18 protein-coding genes are annotated in these 17,773 nt (G+C 35.9%); 6 read left to right on the top strand and 12 right to left on the bottom strand.

Going from position 1 to position 17,773, the window contains the following annotated elements:
* Positions 1–188: 188 nt before the first annotated feature.
* The gene (locus tag BMY57_RS10610) at positions 189–662 is read right to left on the bottom strand and encodes a DUF441 domain-containing protein (RefSeq protein WP_091774122.1); all 474 of its coding nucleotides are present in this window, start codon (positions 660–662) and stop codon (positions 189–191) included.
* Between the two features lie 81 nt (positions 663–743).
* Between BMY57_RS10610 and ytvI the strand changes: the two genes are divergently transcribed.
* A complete protein-coding gene (ytvI, locus tag BMY57_RS10615) occupies positions 744–1,814 on the top strand; it encodes a sporulation integral membrane protein YtvI (RefSeq protein ID WP_175615881.1) in 1,071 nt (356 codons plus the stop codon).
* Here the strand turns inward: ytvI and BMY57_RS10620 are convergent.
* From BMY57_RS10620 to dnaE, 8 genes are all read right to left on the bottom strand, one after another.
* Positions 1,801–2,196 (bottom strand): FxsA family protein, encoded by a 396-nt coding sequence (locus BMY57_RS10620; RefSeq protein WP_091774125.1) that lies wholly within the window; start codon positions 2,194–2,196, stop codon positions 1,801–1,803. The genes ytvI and BMY57_RS10620 overlap by 14 nt on opposite strands.
* A 15-nt stretch (positions 2,197–2,211) precedes the next feature.
* Positions 2,212–3,966, bottom strand: a complete 1,755-nt coding sequence (pyk, locus tag BMY57_RS10625) for a pyruvate kinase (protein WP_091774127.1) — start codon at positions 3,964–3,966, stop codon at positions 2,212–2,214.
* A gap of 23 nt (positions 3,967–3,989) precedes the next feature.
* On the bottom strand, positions 3,990–4,949 hold the full coding sequence (gene pfkA, locus BMY57_RS10630; protein WP_091774129.1) for a 6-phosphofructokinase: 960 nt from the start codon (positions 4,947–4,949) through the stop codon (positions 3,990–3,992).
* A 190-nt stretch (positions 4,950–5,139) separates the two neighbouring features.
* Positions 5,140–6,108 carry an acetyl-CoA carboxylase carboxyl transferase subunit alpha gene (gene accA, locus BMY57_RS10635; protein ID WP_091774131.1) on the bottom strand — a complete coding sequence of 323 codons (969 nt, stop codon included), beginning with the start codon at positions 6,106–6,108 and terminating at the stop codon, positions 5,140–5,142.
* A gap of 1 nt (position 6,109) precedes the next feature.
* Complete coding sequence (gene accD, locus BMY57_RS10640; RefSeq protein ID WP_091774133.1) at positions 6,110–6,970, bottom strand: acetyl-CoA carboxylase, carboxyltransferase subunit beta; 861 nt, start codon at positions 6,968–6,970, stop codon at positions 6,110–6,112.
* Positions 6,971–7,067: 97 nt separating this feature from the next.
* Positions 7,068–7,685 carry a FadR/GntR family transcriptional regulator gene (locus tag BMY57_RS10645; protein ID WP_091774135.1) on the bottom strand — a complete coding sequence of 206 codons (618 nt, stop codon included), beginning with the start codon at positions 7,683–7,685 and terminating at the stop codon, positions 7,068–7,070.
* A gap of 19 nt (positions 7,686–7,704) precedes the next feature.
* Complete coding sequence (gene ystJ / locus BMY57_RS10650) at positions 7,705–8,943, bottom strand: NADP-dependent malic enzyme (protein WP_091774137.1); 1,239 nt, start codon at positions 8,941–8,943, stop codon at positions 7,705–7,707.
* Positions 8,944–9,111: 168 nt separating this feature from the next.
* On the bottom strand, positions 9,112–12,450 hold the full coding sequence (gene dnaE, locus BMY57_RS10655) for a DNA polymerase III subunit alpha (protein WP_177176370.1): 3,339 nt from the start codon (positions 12,448–12,450) through the stop codon (positions 9,112–9,114).
* Positions 12,451–12,582: 132 nt separating this feature from the next.
* On the opposite strand from dnaE, the gene ytrH reads away from it, so the two are divergent.
* From ytrH to BMY57_RS10670, 3 genes are all read left to right on the top strand, one after another.
* A complete protein-coding gene (gene ytrH / locus BMY57_RS10660; RefSeq protein WP_091774140.1) occupies positions 12,583–12,912 on the top strand; it encodes a sporulation membrane protein YtrH in 330 nt (109 codons plus the stop codon).
* Between the two features lie 2 nt (positions 12,913–12,914).
* Complete coding sequence (gene ytrI, locus BMY57_RS10665; RefSeq protein WP_091774142.1) at positions 12,915–13,412, top strand: sporulation membrane protein YtrI; 498 nt, start codon at positions 12,915–12,917, stop codon at positions 13,410–13,412.
* Between the two features lie 117 nt (positions 13,413–13,529).
* Positions 13,530–13,703, top strand: a complete 174-nt coding sequence (locus BMY57_RS10670) for a YtzJ family protein (RefSeq protein ID WP_246247556.1) — start codon at positions 13,530–13,532, stop codon at positions 13,701–13,703.
* 45 nt (positions 13,704–13,748) lie between these two features.
* Here the strand turns inward: BMY57_RS10670 and BMY57_RS10675 are convergent, their stop codons facing one another.
* Positions 13,749–14,699, bottom strand: a complete 951-nt coding sequence (locus tag BMY57_RS10675; RefSeq protein WP_091774145.1) for a DHH family phosphoesterase — start codon at positions 14,697–14,699, stop codon at positions 13,749–13,751.
* 92 nt (positions 14,700–14,791) lie between these two features.
* Here BMY57_RS10675 and BMY57_RS10680 point away from each other — a divergent pair, with 92 nt between their 5' ends.
* Positions 14,792–15,082 carry a YtpI family protein gene (locus tag BMY57_RS10680; protein ID WP_091774147.1) on the top strand — a complete coding sequence of 97 codons (291 nt, stop codon included), beginning with the start codon at positions 14,792–14,794 and terminating at the stop codon, positions 15,080–15,082.
* On the opposite strand, the gene BMY57_RS10685 is transcribed toward BMY57_RS10680, so the two are convergent.
* The gene (locus BMY57_RS10685; RefSeq protein ID WP_091774149.1) at positions 15,072–16,376 is read right to left on the bottom strand and encodes a DRTGG domain-containing protein; all 1,305 of its coding nucleotides are present in this window, start codon (positions 16,374–16,376) and stop codon (positions 15,072–15,074) included. The two genes, BMY57_RS10680 and BMY57_RS10685, sit on opposite strands and share 11 nt — an antisense overlap.
* 94 nt (positions 16,377–16,470) lie before the next feature.
* Complete coding sequence (locus BMY57_RS10690; protein WP_091774150.1) at positions 16,471–17,154, bottom strand: metal-dependent hydrolase; 684 nt, start codon at positions 17,152–17,154, stop codon at positions 16,471–16,473.
* Between the two features lie 114 nt (positions 17,155–17,268).
* Here BMY57_RS10690 and BMY57_RS10695 point away from each other — a divergent pair.
* Positions 17,269–17,773: aminopeptidase P family N-terminal domain-containing protein (locus tag BMY57_RS10695; protein ID WP_177176371.1), on the top strand; the 505-nt coding region annotated here is incomplete at its 3' end.

Consider the following 17,773-nt stretch of genomic DNA (forward strand, 5'->3'; position numbering starts at 1 on the left):
TCCACAATTTAATCATAGAGCATTAGTGTATGTATACACTTTCATCTATTATTCCTCTAGCATAATTGTCCCACAGACCATTATAAACAAAATTCTAATGAATGTGAAATCTTTCAACTTAAAAATAATATTATCTTTAATGTCTGCATAGCTATTAAATATATTCCCCTATATTAATGCAAGTAAACTTAAGAGAATAGTTTGATAAGGGAATCGACCGCCTGCATAGTGATATACGCAATACCCGCACCAATTAGTGGCCCAACTGCCACTCCTTGAAAAAATACAACAGCTAGAATCGTCCCGATGACTAATGCAGCCGTTAAGTGAGGATCATTAGCCAATAGGTCTAGTCCGTGCTTAGCTATATAAGCAACAAACACTCCTGAAATTAAGGCGATCCATGCATAATATGACTTCACACTTTGTACAAGCTGTTCAAAGCCAATATCACCTGTTGCAATTGGGACAAGCACAGCAACTGTAATGACAACGACACCCATAAACAAGCCTTTAGATTCTAAAAAAGGAAACACTTTATCATCTAGTTTTAATAATTTAATGCCTAATAAAATATAAACCGCTATTAAGATTGCCTGATTCTTTGCAATAAATCCGAGAAACAACAAAATTAATAAAAATAACGTAGATGATGATACCAAACAAAACCCCTTCTTTCTATGTTAACGACTGAAAGGAATAGGACGATGGCGATAAATTATATTAACCTTTTAAAATTAACAATGTGGATATGTATGGTAGGAATCACCATCTATATGATTTTTCAACATCTCTTTCCTTTTGCCGTTAGTCTAATCATTGCGGTTATGATTAATCCTCTTGTTCAATTACTAGTGGATAGATTTCATTTAAATCGAAAACTGGCCGTAGTAAGTGTTTTATTACTAATATTGTTTAGTTTTATTACAATCATAACCTTTAGTTTGATTGAGCTTGTCCATCTTTTTCAATATTTAATTCACATTATGCCACACAGTATTGAAGAAACCTTTCATGCAATAGAACGATGGAGTGAGCGAATCATCGATCGTTCTTATGAGCTTCTAACATCTTATATGAATTCGATTCAACCACAATCCCAAGTCATGCTAAAAGATATGATGAATGATATGGTAACCAGCATTAAAGAATATAGCCAACAACTACTTGTAGGATTTTTACAAAATACCATTAATAGCATTACAAATATACTGAAAGCAAGTTACGTTGTGCTATTTATACTTATTGGCACATTCTTTATCAGCTCTGATGGGCCTAAATGGATTAATGAGTTAAACAAAAATATGCCCCATAAAATGACAAATTACGTTCAAACCATAAAAGATAGTTTCGTATCGTTAATAAAAAAATATGCTCTAGCACAATTAATCATGGTACTCATTACAGGAGTGCTAGTCTACTTGGGATTAACATTTTTTAATGTCAATCATGCACTGGCCATTGCTTCAATCGCCGTCATTCTAGATTTAGTTCCGTTTATAGGAATTAGTGGTTTATTCATTCCTTGGTTACTATACCTTTTCTTTACAAGCCATTACACTTTAACGATTGAACTCAGTATTTTATTCATTTTGTTAATCTTAATTAGAAATATACTTGAACCAAAACTAGTCGGATCTTCTATTGGGATTCACCCGCTTCTTCTGATTATCATACTATTCATCTTTATGAAATTATTTGGTTTAATAGGTTTTTTACTTGGACCAATTGCCGCTGTTAGTATAAAAGCGTTGGTCCAAGCGGGGGCTTTCAAGGCTGTAAAGAACTATATTTTAGACACTAATAATGTCTAAATACCTTAATAGAACCATTACGGATTTTTTCTAATAATACTTTTTTAATATACAGTTTAACTGGTTTTCTAGTCTGAGGGATTAATAACAGGAATCCTATCGTATCTGTCACAAAGCCTGGTGTAAATAATAAGACAGATCCGATTAAAATAGCAAGCCCGTCTAGAATCTTTTCAGCAGGTGCTCGACCTCTTGAAAGCTCTAACCTTGCTCGATTCATCGTACCTAACCCTTGCTGTTTAGCTAAAAGAGCACCTAGAAGCCCAGTTAAAATGATTCCGAATAACACAAACCAAACATTAAAGACATTCCCCAACCATACAAATAAAGCAATCTCAACAGCCGAAACGACAATAATTAAAAAGAATAAGATACGAAACATTTTCAAGTCCCCTTCTTATATCACACTAGTACGCCCCTGATAAATGTTGCCATTTGAAGGGTCGATTGTTATTTCCTCTCCGTGTTCAATTTTGCTCATAGCTTGGTCAACCCCAACAACTACTGGAATTCCAACGTTTAAAGCAACGACAGCGGCATGACTTGTCAATCCACCTTCTTCTGTTATAATACCTGCTGCTTTTTCAATATAAGGCATCATGTCACGATCTGTTGCTGTCGTGACGAGAATATCGCCTTCTTGAAAATCATTTTCTAACTTATTTAAATCATTCGTCACAAAAGCTTTTCCAGCTGCACCTTGTTGCCCAATCCCTTGACCTTTAGCCACAACATGGCCAACTACGTGAACTTTAATGAGGTTGGTCGTGCCACTTTCGCCAACTGGTACACCTGCTGTAATAACAACTCGGTCTCCATGATTGAATAAGTTAGTTGTTAGACCTTGATCGATTGCGTGAGCTAACATTTCATCGGTTGTATTGACACGATCACCTTGTACAGCATATACCCCCCAAACAAGACTTAACTGACGGCTCACATATGAATGTGATGTAACCGCCACAATGGGTGCCTTTGGACGATATTTTGATACCATTCGAGCGGTATTCCCACTCTCTGTTGGTGTAATAATCGCCTTAACGGATAAATCTTCAGATAAGCTAGCAGCAGAATGACTAATGGCATCTGTGATAGTTAAATCCGTTTCAATTTCATTAGTTATGGCTTTGTTATCTAATGTTTTTTCTGTATAAACAGCAATGTTAAACATAGTCTTAACAGCATCTACCGGATAATCCCCTGCAGCCGTTTCACCACTTAGCATAATTGCATCTGTTCCATCGTATATGGCATTAGCAACATCACTTGCTTCTGCTCGTGTCGGACGCGGATTGCGCTGCATGGAATCTAACATTTGAGTTGCCGTAATCACTGGTTTACCCGCTACATTACATTTTCCGATCATAGTCTTTTGAATAAACGGCACTTCTTCCGCAGGGATTTCAACACCTAAGTCACCACGAGCCACCATAATTCCATCACTGACATTAATGATTTGATCTAAATTTTCAACACCTTCACGATTTTCAATCTTAGGGATAATTTTAATATGATCGGCGTTGTTATTTTCTAATAACTCTCTAATCTCTAATACGTCCGATGGTCTTCTGACAAATGAAGCGGCAATAAAGTCGACATTTTGTTCAATACCAAAAAGGATGTCATTCGCATCTTTTTCAGTAATGCCTGGTAAATTAACACGTACATTCGGTACGTTGACTCCTTTACGATCTTTGATGACACCAGTATTTAAAACCTTCGTCACGATTTCTTGTTGATCATGGTTAACATCAGTAACTTCTAATGCAATTAACCCGTCATCTAATAAAATTTGCTTTCCTACTTCAATATCATCGATTAACCCTTTGTAAGTAATAGTAAATCGATTTTGATTGCCCTTAACCTCTTCCATCGTTAATGTAACAGTTGAACCTTTTTCTAATTCAACTTCACCATTTTCAAATAAGCCTGTACGAATTTCAGGTCCTTTTGTGTCCAAAAGAATTGCAATGGATTTTCCCTTTTCGTTTGCAGCTTGTCGAATGTTTTCAATACGTTGCCTTTGTTCTTCATGATCTCCATGAGAAAAATTTAATCGAGCAACATTCATACCAGCATCAATTAATTCCTTTAAGGTTTCTACCGACTCGGAAGCTGGTCCAATCGTACAAACTATTTTTGTTTTATTCATAATTATCCTCCTCAAACAACTTTCTAGATCGACAACTGATTTGATAAATTATATAAATCATAAGATATGTCATTTTTTAGTTTTAAAACTTCGATAATGTCATGGTCAATTAAGTGATTCTTTTGCACGCCAACCATACGACCTTCTTTACCGTCTAGTAATAAATCAACTGCATAAGCTCCTAGACGACCTGCTAACACTCGATCATAGGCTGTTGGAGATCCTCCTCTTTGAGTATGCCCAAGTACGGTTACTCTAGTTTCAACTTGAAGGTGATCCTTAATTTCATCAGCTATTTTACTTGCACTGCCTACACCTTCAGCAACCATAATAATGCTATGACGTTTTCCTCTTTCGTGCCCTCTTTTAATTTTATCAATAACTTGCTCGAGCTCATAAGGAAATTCTGGAGTAAGGATACTTTCTGCACCGGCAGCGACCCCTGCCCAGAGTGCTAAATCCCCTGCATCGCGTCCCATTACTTCAATGACATAAATTCTCTCATGAGAAGTTGCTGTATCACGGATTTTGTCCACTGCTTGAATCACCGTATTTAACGCTGTATCAAAACCAATTGTATAATCAGTTCCTGGTATGTCATTATCAATAGTTCCTGGAATACCTATACACGGAAAGCCTTTTTCAGTTAATTTCTGAGCGCCTCTAAATGAACCATCACCGCCAATCACAATTAAGCCATCAATTTGATGCTTCTCTAACTGTTTAATAGCTTTCTGTTGTCCTTCTTCTGATTTAAACTCCTCTGATCGAGAAGAGTACAACATTGTTCCCCCGCGTTGAATGATGTCACCAACGGAACCAATATGTAAACGTTCAATATGACCTTCAATTAAGCCTTGATAACCATAATAAATACCAAATATCTCAAGGTCATGGTAAATGCTACTTCTTACGACGGAACGAATTGCTGCATTCATACCGGGTGCGTCTCCACCACTTGTTAATATTCCAATCCGTTTCAACAATATCACCTCATTTTCCGATCTTCATGTATCCATTTTAAAACATAAAAACTTTAAAAACCATGCAAATGACTAAAGAAGAGAAAAGTTAGAAAGTTAAAAATGTTACTAGAACAGCATTCCAAACATAATGCTCGCCATACAGAGACGAGCGAAAGTTTAGCAGAGAGTAGTAAAAAAGGAGCTGATTTTATTCAGCTCCGACTACGGACGTAACTGCTCCGATTTTTTGATATTTTTCCCATCTTGCTTCAAGTAATTCTTCATCTGACTGACCTTTTAATTCATTTAAAGCTTGACGTAATGTCATTTGAATAGCTTTGGATTGTTCTTCTATATCTCGGTGTGCTCCACCTTGAATCTCACTGATCACATCATCGATAACCCCAAGTTCTTTTAGATCATAGGATGTGATTTTCATGCTTTCTGCTGCTTTTTGAGCTAAGTTAGAATCTTTCCATAACAATGCTGCAGCACCTTCTGGAGAAATAACTGAATAAGTAGAGTTTTCAAGCATGTATAGACGGTCACCTACACTAATCCCTAATGCTCCACCACTTCCACCTTCTCCGATGACAATACAAATAATCGGTACGGTTAAGCCAGCCATTTCTCGTAAATTACGGGCAATCGCTTCACTTTGGCCACGTTCTTCTGCAGCACGACCAGGATAAGCTCCTTTTGTATCGATAAAAGTGATAATAGGTCTATTGAATTTTTCAGCTTGATACATTAAACGCAAAGCTTTTCGATATCCTTCTGGATGAGGCATACCAAAGTTACGACGAATATTTTCTTTTGTATCCTTACCTCTTTGATGCCCTATGACCGTCACAGGGATTCCATCAAACTTTGCAACTCCACCTACGATTGCTTCGTCGTCGCCATAATAACGATCTCCATGCAACTCTAAAAAGTCAGTAAATAGATAATCAATATAGTCAAGAGAGGTTGGACGATCTGGATGACGAGCCATTTGAACACGGTTCCATGGGCTCATATTCCCATAAATTTCTTTTTCTAGCTTTTCAAGTCGACCTTCTAGCTTATTAATTTCTTCAGATAAATCGATCTCACTATCACTCGTGAATTTTTTTAATTCCGCAATCTTCTCACGTAATTCAACGACTGGTTTTTCGAATGGTAATACATGTTTCATTTCATTCCACCTCCAGACTGGTAGACTGGTGTATATCAAGGATGTTCGTTAATACGTCTTTCATCTCTAGTCGGTGTACGACTTTATCTAATTGACCATGTTTAAATAAGAACTCTGCGGTTTGAAAGTCATCTGGAAGTTTTTCCCGTATCGTTTGTTCAATAATACGTCGACCAGCGAATCCAATTAACGCTCCTGGTTCTGCAAAATTATAATCTCCTAAAGAAGCAAAACTAGCTGAAACACCACCAGTCGTAGGGTGCGTCATATATGAAATAAATAAACCGCCAGAGCGAGAAAAACGTTCTAATGCGACTGACGTTTTACTCATTTGCATTAAGCTTAAAACACCTTCTTGCATTCTAGCGCCACCAGAGGCAGTAAAAATAATGAATGGAATTTGTTCTTCACGTGCGCGCTCAACAGCACGTGAAATTTTTTCTCCAACAACTGACCCCATACTACCCATTCTAAAACGGGAATCCATAACAGCAATTGCTGTCTCATAACCATTAATTGACCCTTTACCAGTTACAACAGCTTCATTGATACCTGTTTTTTCACGGTCTTTCTCTAGTTTTTCTAGGTAACCTGGGAACTCCAATGGATTTTCCGAAACCATATCTTCATCCCATTCAACAAAAGAAGATCCCATTAGATAGTCAATACGGTCCCGGGACGAAATTTGGTGATGGTAATCACAGTGAGGGCAAATCATCAAATTCTTTTCTATTTCTTTTCTATAAAATATTTGTCGGCAAGAAGGGCATTTAATCATAAGACCTTCAGGTACATCATCGCGCTCTTCTTGTTTCGATACCGTAGCATATTTTTTCTTTTTATTAAAAATATCTTTTAACACACGGATTCCTCCCTAATGAAACAAGCTTTCTAAACTATATAAAACTTTTCACAAAAAGTATGTCGGAATTCATCGTTCAAAGGCTAAATCTTTTAAATTAATCATGATCAAAGTATAAATGCTCCAATACAGATAAGGCATTAGGAATATCCTTATTTTTAATAAAGGACAATAAACGTACATATTCACTTTTGCTTTTAATAATGCGATATGAAGCCTGAGAAAAATTATTAATGAGATACCAAATTTTTGATAATAACTCATTTCCAACTATTGAGAATAATTGCTTAAAAATAAATTCATGTACTTCTTGTTCATCTATTGTAACTAATTGTTCTATTAGATCATCGATGTCTTCACTTGAAATATGATCCATCACACGAATGATACACTGTTGTTCAAGTATTTGTCTGACATCTAACAGTTCCTCTTTAGTCTTAGGTTGCCTCAGAACAAATGTAGCAAGTAATTCTACAGAATGGTAAGGGCGATAAGTTCTAAGAAATGTTCCTTCACCATGTTTCGTCTCAATTAAACCTAGTAGTTCAATAGCTCTTAATGCCTCACGAACTGAAGAACGACTGGCACCTAATTGATCAGCTAATTCCCTTTCTGAAGGAAGTCGATCTCCTTCAGAAAGTTCATGCTCTTCAATAAATAAACGAATTTGTTCTAAAACCTCTTGATAGACTTTTATTTTAGACGAATTAGTCATTACAGCACCTCAAGAGCTTTTATGAATCTTGTTGAATAGATGTGAGTTCTTGCGTACGTTTTTTTACTTGTTCAGGGTCTACTTGAATTCTTGCCACACCTGATTCCATTGCAGCCTTAGCTACTTCGCTTGCAACAGCTGGCGCAACACGAGGATCGAATGGGTTTGGTATGACATAATCTTCTGATAGGTCTTTTCCAACTAAGTCGGCAATAGCGTTTGCAGCCGCTACTTTCATTCGTTCATTAATACGAGTTGCACGAACGTCTAATGCACCTCTAAAAATACCCGGGAATGCAAGAACATTGTTTACTTGGTTTGGAAAGTCTGAACGGCCTGTCCCAATAACTTTAGCACCAGCAGCTTTTGCATCATTTGGCATAATTTCAGGATCTGGATTAGCCATAGCAAAAATTATGGGATCTTCATTCATACTTTCAAGCATTTCTTTAGTCAGAGCGCCACCAACAGAAACGCCAATGAAGACATCTGTCTCTTTAATAACTTCCTCTAAGGAACCCTCTACTTTATCTTTGTTTGTCATCTTAGCGATTTCATCTTTTACAGGGTTCATACCGTATGTACGGCCTTCAAAAATAGCCCCTTTGGAATCACACATAATAATATCTCTGACGCCAAAGTTATATAGGAGCTTTATAATAGCTATACCTGCAGCACCCGCACCATTAGCGACTACTTTAATTTCTGAGAATGATTTACCGTTAAGTCTTAGTGCATTAATTAATCCAGCTACCGTTACAATAGCTGTTCCATGTTGGTCATCGTGAAAGATTGGAATATTAGTTTCTTTCTTTAGGCGATCCTCAATAATGAAGCAGTTAGGTGCCGCAATGTCTTCTAAATTGACCCCACCAAATGTTGGCTCCATTAATTTAACCGTATTAACAATTTGATCAATGTCATTCGTGTTTAATGCGATTGGGAAAGAGTCGACTCCTGCAAATCCTTTGAATAAGGCTGACTTCCCTTCCATAACAGGTAGTGCTGCTTCTGGACCAATATTTCCCAAACCTAACACCGCAGACCCATCTGTAACAACTGCAACCATGTTTCCTTTCATAGTAAAGTCGTAAACAGATTCTTTATTGTCATATATAGCTTTACAAGGCTCCGCAACCCCAGGAGAATATGCTAAGCTTAAATCTTTTTCGTTACGAATTGGAATTTTAGAATGGGTAGCTAATTTCCCTTGATTGACTTTATGCAAATGAAGTGCTTCTTCTTTTAAGTTCGTCACGAGAACCTCTCCTTTTTATTGAACTTATCAGTGGTCAGACCACCACTTTAACTTAATTCATTATAACAAAACACCAAAATGTGTAAAGCAATTCAATTTAAATAAAAAGTAGCTATTCGTAATTTCATAAGCTTTATTTGATGCTTCATATTTTAATCAGTTATTGATTTAAGCTTTTTTAACTTTTACATTGTCAGGTGTAAATATTTCTTCCAGCTTATGAATTACTTCTTGTGATTCTGGTAAATCATATGCTTCCGATAATTGATAAGTTTTCTTTCTTAACGGTGAATAAATAACAACAGGTGTATTACCTAAATATTGTTGACTTATCTTTTTAATCTGTTCGAGTTGAGCTTCTTCATTTGTGCGATCGAATTTAATGTAAATTCTGGCTTGATTAGTTTTAGGAACTTGATTAATATCAAAAGGTTCAATCTCATCCAATATTAATTGGTTCTCACCATTACGTTGATCTTTTCTCCCTTTTATTCTAACGAATTGACCCTCCTCAATGTTTCGATGTACTTCTCGGTGAAGCTTAGGAAACATAACTGCATCAATTTCTGTTGTTTCATCCTGTAAGGTTAAAAAGGCCATTTGTTCCCCCCGTTTTGTACGAACTTGTTTGATTCTCTCAATATGAACGACCAAATTTGACGTGTATGATTTTTGAACACTTAAAATTTCTCGAATCGATTGAAAGCCTTGTCTTTTTAAGCCCCTTCTAATATAGGAAAGAGGATGGGGACTAATGACAAAACCTAAAGATTCCTTCTCCATTTTTAATTGTTCAATAATTGGAAATGGTTGTACATTTGGATATTCCACATCCATGTCAAATAATTCGTCAGACCAGTTAAGTTGCTCATCCATATCAGAGAATAATTCCCCCTGCTCCATCGCTGGCATAACGGCAGATAGTAATTGTGCTCTATGATGTTTTGTTTCATCAAAAGCACCAGCCATAATTAATGTCTCAATTATTGTCTGATTAACGACTTTTAAATTGACCTTTTTACAAAAATCAAATATATCTTTAAAACGGCCTTTTTTTCTTGCGTTTACAATCTCGTCATAAGCTTGTTTTCCAACATTTTTAATTGCTAATAAACCAAATCTGATTTCTTGAGATGACGTCACCGTAAATTTCCCAAAGCTATTATTTATGGATGGCGGCAAAACTTTAATCCCTTGAACTCTGGCTTCTTTAATGTATTTTTCTACTTTGTCATCATCATGCATAACAGACGAAATTAATTCAGAATAAAAATAGGCTGGATAATTGGCTTTAAAATAAGCTGTTTGATACGAAATCATCGAATAGGCAACAGCATGACTTTTATTAAATCCATAATCCGCAAATCGTTCAATCCAATCAAATAGCTCTCGTGCTGTTGACTCATCATATCCATTCTGTTTACTGCCTTCTAAAAACTTCTGCTTCATCTCATGGATGGCCTGACGATTCTTTTTACTAATCGCTCGGCGTAATAAGTCTGCCTGACCGTAAGAAAACCCCGCAAAACGATTAACGGCTTGCATGATTTGTTCTTGATAAACTAAAACACCGTAAGTCTCTTCAAGAATCGGTTTTAGAGACGCATGAATATATGACACTTGCTCTTGACGATGTTTACGCTTGGCAAATGTTTCAATAAATTGCATTGGACCTGGTCTAAATAAAGCATTGACCGCTACAATATCTTCTAATTGATTAGGTTTTATAGCACGCAATGCTTGCTTCATTCCGTTTGATTCCAATTGGAAGACGCCAGTTGTCATTCCTTTTTTTAATAGGTTATACGTTCTTTCATTATTAAGAGGTAAATGCTTAAGGTTGATCGTTTTACCTTCGATTTCTTGCACTTGCTTAACCATTCTCTCAAGTAACGTTAAGTTACGAAGTCCTAATAAATCCATTTTAAGTAAACCTACTGCTTCAAGTTGCTGCATAGGGTACTGGGTTAACATCACTAAATCTTGCCCTTCAACCACTGGCACATATTTAGTCAAAGGCTGATCACTTATGACAATTCCAGCGGCATGCGTGGAATAGTGTCTTGGTAACCCTTCAATTAAGACAGCTGCTTGAAACATTTGGCGTAATATAGAAGAAGATTTGATCGCCTCTTTTAATGATTCATTACTTTTAACGACATCTTTGAGCGATGACCCCTGATTCGGTAATTGCTTAAGCAAAAAGGTTAGTTGATCTTTTTCAACATCGAAAACTTTACTTAATTCTCTTATCGTTGAACGAGCTTGAAAAGTTCCAAACGTCATAATTTGAGCAACACGATCTTGACCATATTTTTTTGAAACGTATCGAATAACTTCATCTCGTCGATAATCAGAAAAGTCAATATCAATATCCGGCATATTCTTTCGTTCCGGATTTAAGAAACGTTCAAATAATAGTCCATATTTTAAAGGGTCGACTTCGATTATGCCTAATAAATAAGCTACCAGTGACCCTGCGGCCGATCCCCTTCCAGGTCCTACAAAAATATGCTCTCGTTTAGCATAATCCACCATGTCTTTTACAATCAAAAAGTAATCAGAAAATGACATGGATTTAATAACGTTTAATTCATGGTTTAATCTTTTTAAGGCTTGTTCTTGAAGATGTTCAGGATATAAACGAGTCAATTGCTTTTTACATAAATTCTCTAAATATTGATCAGAAGATTTTCCGTCTGTATCAGTAAATTTCGGTAATCCAAACCATTGATTAGGCATTTGAATATGACAAGAATTAACGACCTTACTCGTTCGTTCTTTTGCATGAATCCACTCCTGCCCTAAATGGTCATTAATTTCCTCTTCTGAAAGTAAGTGCGTCCCAATATTTGATTCTTGTCGAATGTTAGAAATCGTTGTGGATTGATGAATGGCATACAACGATTCAAAACCAATACGATCTTTCTCTTTTAAATATCGAACATCAGTCATGAGCACTAGTCGGTCTTGTAAACTCAATTGGTTAGATAGCCAGTCCGTCACAAGACTTCTAGTCGCTGAAATTGGATCTACTTTGACATAATAATTCTCAAGTTGATCTATTTCTTCTAGAATTTCTTTCAACTTAGGTTGATCATTTAAGTAAATAACTTCTTCTAAATATGTGTCATAAAATGAAATGATTGGAATGATCTGTTCACTTTCTTTGATATGTTGAAGTGTCATGCGCTCTTTATGTAACTGTTTAAGGTTTGATAAATGAACGAGTGATTGATAACCTTTAAAATCCTTAGCATATAAAAAACAAGTAATCGGTCTTTGATCATCATTTAAATACACATCTAAAGACATACCGATTACTGGCTTAACTCCTGCTTGCCTACAAGCTTGATAAAATTCATAAGCTCCGTGTAGCACTTGATGGTCAGTTATGACACATGTATTCATCCCCATTGATTTAATGAGTTGAACGTATTCTTGGATCTTTACAGTACTTTGTAAAAATGAGTAGCTAGATTTTACTTGTAAATGAACGAAAGCCATGTTCATCACCTTCTTTTTATGACCTATTTCAATTATATCGAACCTATATCAAACTTGAAATGTTCTACATATAATATTTAATCTTTTCATATTGTTTAATAAAGACAAGCAATAGAAAAGGTTGAGGAAAATATGGAAGAACGATTCTTTGCAGCACTTATTACATGTTTTTTTATATCATTTGGTGTATTAATTGGTGGATCACTATTTGGAAGTCTCAGTGCTTACATAACAGGACAACCACCTATTTCCGAAATGATGGTCTCCGCACAACGACTAAGAATCTGGGCCATTGTTGCCGCAATTGGTGGAACATTCGATGCCATCTCTAATTTTGAACGTGGAATATTTGATGGCTCCACTATGGATTTATTTAAACAAATTATGCTGATCATTTCCGCAATGGGCGGCGTTAAAGCTGGTGTTCTCATTATTTCATGGGTGACACAAGGGGACGTTTAACCATGCATATTCCACCGTACTACAAAAGACCAAAATGGCAAGCATTTTTTATTGGTGTTATTGTCGGAACAATGGTTGGATATTTATTTTTTCTATATATTTATGGGGAACATACGGAGCGTTGGATCGAAGAAAACTTAACGCTTCGTCAAGAATTGAAAGACCTTGAAAATGATTTTGAATTACTAAAAAAAGACAGCGATGACCAAAGTGAACAGTTACTTAGAATCCAGGATGTCGAAATTGAACTTTCCAATACTGAACAGGTTAAACTGGACCGTTTTACGACCATTCGACTCACTTCATTAATCGAAGACGAAATTGGAGAAGTTGTTGGTGACCATATTGAGTCTGTCAATGAACAACGTGATTTGTTGATAAGAACTATTGAAAACAAAAATTTTAGAGTCAACCAAATACAATACCAAGTAAAAGTTGTATTTCTATCAATTGGACCAACTCTCGATGTAACCTTAGAAGTTCGAGTACAATCTAGTTAATAAGATGAGATTTTGACTTTTTTTAGAAAGTTATGTCAAAAAAGCAATAATAATCAAATTTTAGGTTACAATAAAGTTATAGCACTATATAGTTAAGAGGTGAGGATGATGTTTGTCATGAATAAACGGCAAATGGCTGATGATAAGCTGAATGAATTGTTGAACGGAAATACCGTTTATGCTGAAACAGAAGAACTCATCCGACTAATGAATCGAAGAATTGAATCGCATGAATTAGATATAACAGTTGATGAAACGGACATCGGTTGTTGGTTTATTCCTAACAGTTAATAAAAGTTAGCCCCTTTTTTTAATGGGCTAACTTTTTTGTTTTCTTCAAGCTTGTTTTTTAAATTCCAAACATACTTTTTCCAAATCTTTAACTAGTTCATCTGCTTCATTCCAACTGTTAACTCTAGCACCAGAAGCCATTGGGTGCCCCCCACCATTATATTTAAAGGCTACTTCATTTACGACGGGGCCTTTAGAGCGTAATCTAACACGAATAACATCTTCTTCTTCAACGAAGAAGACCCAAGTTAAAATTTCTTGAATATCCCCTGCAATACCAACAAAAGCTTGCGTTTCCTCAGATGTGACCTCGTACTCTTGTAACATCTTTTGGTCAATTTTAAACACGGCTAATCCACTATCTCTAGGGTTTAAATCTGTTAGTAATCGCCCTCTCAATTTAGCCACTTTTAAAGGGGTTTGATACATTTGATCGTAAAGATCTGTCCGATCAAATTCATACTTAATTAATTCACTGGCAGCCTCAAATGTACGATTTGTAGTACTCGGAAAGAGAAACCTCCCCGTATCACCCACTATTCCTGCATAAAGGAGTCTTGCGGCTTTATCATTGAGCCTAAATCCGAGTGATTTTCCTGCATCATATAATTCGTAAATCATTTCACTAGTTGATGACGCCTCTGTATCGATCCACGTAACATCTCCATAAGGCTCACGATTAGGATGGTGATCAATTTTAATTAATTGATCACCTAGACGATAGCGTTGATCACAAATTCGTTCTTCATTGGCTGTATCACATACTATAACCAATGCACCTTGGAATTGTTTATCTTCTATTTGATCTAAGCGAGCTAAATAATTTAAAGAAGGATCCTCTTCTCCAGCTAATAAAACAGTCTTATTTGGAAATGAGTTTTTGATCATTTCACCTAATCCAACCTGTGAACCATATGCATCCGGATCGGGTCTCACATGGCGATGGATAATAATTTTGTCATATTCTTTAATCAACTTTAATATCTCATCTTTCATGAATTCGTCAACCTTTCTTATGATTTATACTAGAAATTTAGAACGACAGTCGATACAATTATTAAAGGTTTGTTGTAAAAGGAGGATTTATGATGCCAATATTTATTACATTAATTATCGTTTCATTTGTCTTATATATTTACTTTAAAGTTCAAATATTAAAATCAAAAGATCCACTATACATGCAATTCACTAACGCTAAGGCGCGAATGAGTTTAGGGGTCTTTATATCTACATTCGGAATGAATCAATATTATTTTTACCAAACACAATTAGCCTTATTTGTATGTATCATCTTCTTAGCACTTGGAATTGCGCAAATTGTTTATGGTTACAAACTTTATAAACATTACAAAGGTGAATTGATCAAAGCTAACGATTAATAAATTGGGTCATAATCATCGCTTTTCCAGCCAGTTCATCATTTGAAAGAACTTGGACATCAACTTTTGCAAATTTGCGACCCAACTCTAAAATTTGAGGTACAATTGTTAAATGACTGCCAATCTGAACAGGCTTCATGTAGTAAATCGATAAATTTTCGATGACCATGTCGCCTGTTTTTTGTTGCTTTAAAATCTGGTTACACACTTCAGTTATTAATGATGCAAATACCCCATATGAAAGGGAGCCTATATGATTCGTCATTTGTGGAGTGACCTCTGTTGTAAAAAATGAAGATTCGGCATCATAATGTAATTGTTTTTGAACAATATCATCAATCGTCTCACCGATCTGTGGTTGACGTTGATTATTTTGTAGTCCTTTTATAACATCTTGTCGTGTAATAACCCCTTGAAAAATATTTTGTTCATCAACAACCGGTAATAACTCAATACCTTGCCATACCATTGTATGTGCAGCACTTGCTAATGAAGTATTCGTTTGTACAGAAATAGGGTGCTTAGTCATGACTTTTTCAATCTTAAGATGTTCAGGTTTACCTATTATATCCTTAGACGTCACAATTCCAATAATACGTTGATCACGATCAATGACAGGGTATCGACTGTGCTTGGTCTCATTGTTTAAGGCATACCATTTCTCAATCGTATCCCCCTCTTTTAACACATATGTGTCATCTAATGGGGTATAGATATCATCTACTATGATAATCTCTTTCTTTATTAATTGATCATAAATGGCGCGGTTAATCATCGCGGCCACTGTAAATGTATCGTAAGAACAAGATATCACTGGTAATTCATACTGATCAGCCAGTTGTTTAACATGGTCTGTCGTATCAAAACCACCTGTAATTAAAATAGCAGCACCAGCATTTAAAGCTTTTTCTTGTGCTTTAACTCGGTTACCAACGATTAATAAAGACCCTTTATCTGTGTATCTCATCATCGCTTCTAATTTCATAGCACCGATGACGAATTTATTTAACGTTTTATGTAAACCACTTCTTCCACCTAAAACTTGTCCATCCACAATATTGACAACTTCGGCAAAGGTTAACTTTTCGATGTTTTCTTTCTTTTTCTTTTCAATACGAATCGTACCTACACGTTCAATAGTACTAACGTATCCTATGTTTTCCGCTTCTTTAATGGCTCGATAAGCGGTCCCTTCACTTACATTTAAATCTTTTGCAATTAAACGGACTGATATTTTAGAACCGATCGGTAAGTCTTCTATGTAATTTAAGATTTGTTCATGTTTGGTTGCCATAAGTCATCACCGCTTCTATATATTAGTAACTTAATTATACCGATACTAAATACATAATTAAAGTGCCAGTCGTGTTAACTGGCACTTCTTCTGCTTATTCTAAAGTTAATTCATCTCCAGGGTTCATAACTTGCCCCATTCCCGATGGTAAGCTCTCAACGAACGCTTGTGGATCTTGTTCAATCACCGGGAATGTGTTGTAGTGAACAGGAACAACCTTTTTAGCTTGAATCCATTCACTAGCCAATTTAGCATCCTCAGGCCCCATTGTGAAATTATCCCCAATTGGAACGAATGCTAAGTCAATGTCATTTAGGTCACCGATTAATCGCAAGTCGGAAAATAGCGCTGTATCACCTAAATGGTAAATCGTTTTACCTTCAATTGTTAATAATAGCCCACCAGGCATGCCAGTGTATATGATCGTGCCATCTTCCTCAACATAACTAGAACCGTGGAAAGCTTGAGTGTATTTTACTTTTCCGAAGTCAAATTCATAAGCACCACCGATATGCATATTATGTGTATTTAATCCTTTTCCAGCTAAGTAATCCGCTAATTCATTTGGTGCCACAACTAATGAGTCATTACGTTTTGCAATTTCTACTGTGTCTCCGACGTGATCGTTATGGCCATGAGTAAGTAAAATAACATCGGCTTTCACTTCTTCAGCATTCAAATCACATAATCCATTCCCATTAATAAAAGGATCAATCAGAATTGTTTTCCCATTATGTTCTACCTTAACTACAGAATGTCCATGGTATGATACTTTCATGTTAATGACCTCCTAATAAATTTATCTAATTAAATTAATTCTCCACAGTTCATTTATTTCCCTTGTTTCGTTATGATAACACATATAACCAAAAATTTAGTAGAGGTGATCCTGATGGAAGGCAGATTAAATCAATTAGTTCAAAGCTTGAAAGAAAACAGTGTTGACAGTGTTTTTATCACTTCAAAGGAAAATGTTTTTTATTTTACGAACCTTTATGCTGAGGCGCATGAACGGTTAATCGGTGCGTATTTTGACCAAAAAGGAAATCAAGTATTAATTGTTCCCGCACTTGAAAAAGAAGATGTTAAAAATGCTGGATGGAAAGGTGATACGATTACATATTTTGACCATGAAGACCCGTGGGAAAAATTAACGTCGTATATTAAAGATGTTGGTCAACCAGAATCATTGGCAATCGAGAAAGAAAATTTAAACGTTATAAGGTTTGAAGCTATATCTAAACTGCTTCACGGAACCACAATTGTCGATGGACAACTCATGTTAAATCAATTAAGACTGATTAAAGATCAAAAAGAAATGGGCACTTTAAAAGAAGCTGCTCAATTTGCTGACTTCGCAATTGAAACAGCCCTGAAGCATATTCAAGAAGGTCAAA

Source organism: Piscibacillus halophilus (assembly GCF_900110685.1).
GTDB classification, from domain to species: Bacteria; Bacillota; Bacilli; order Bacillales; family Alkalibacillaceae; genus Piscibacillus; species Piscibacillus halophilus.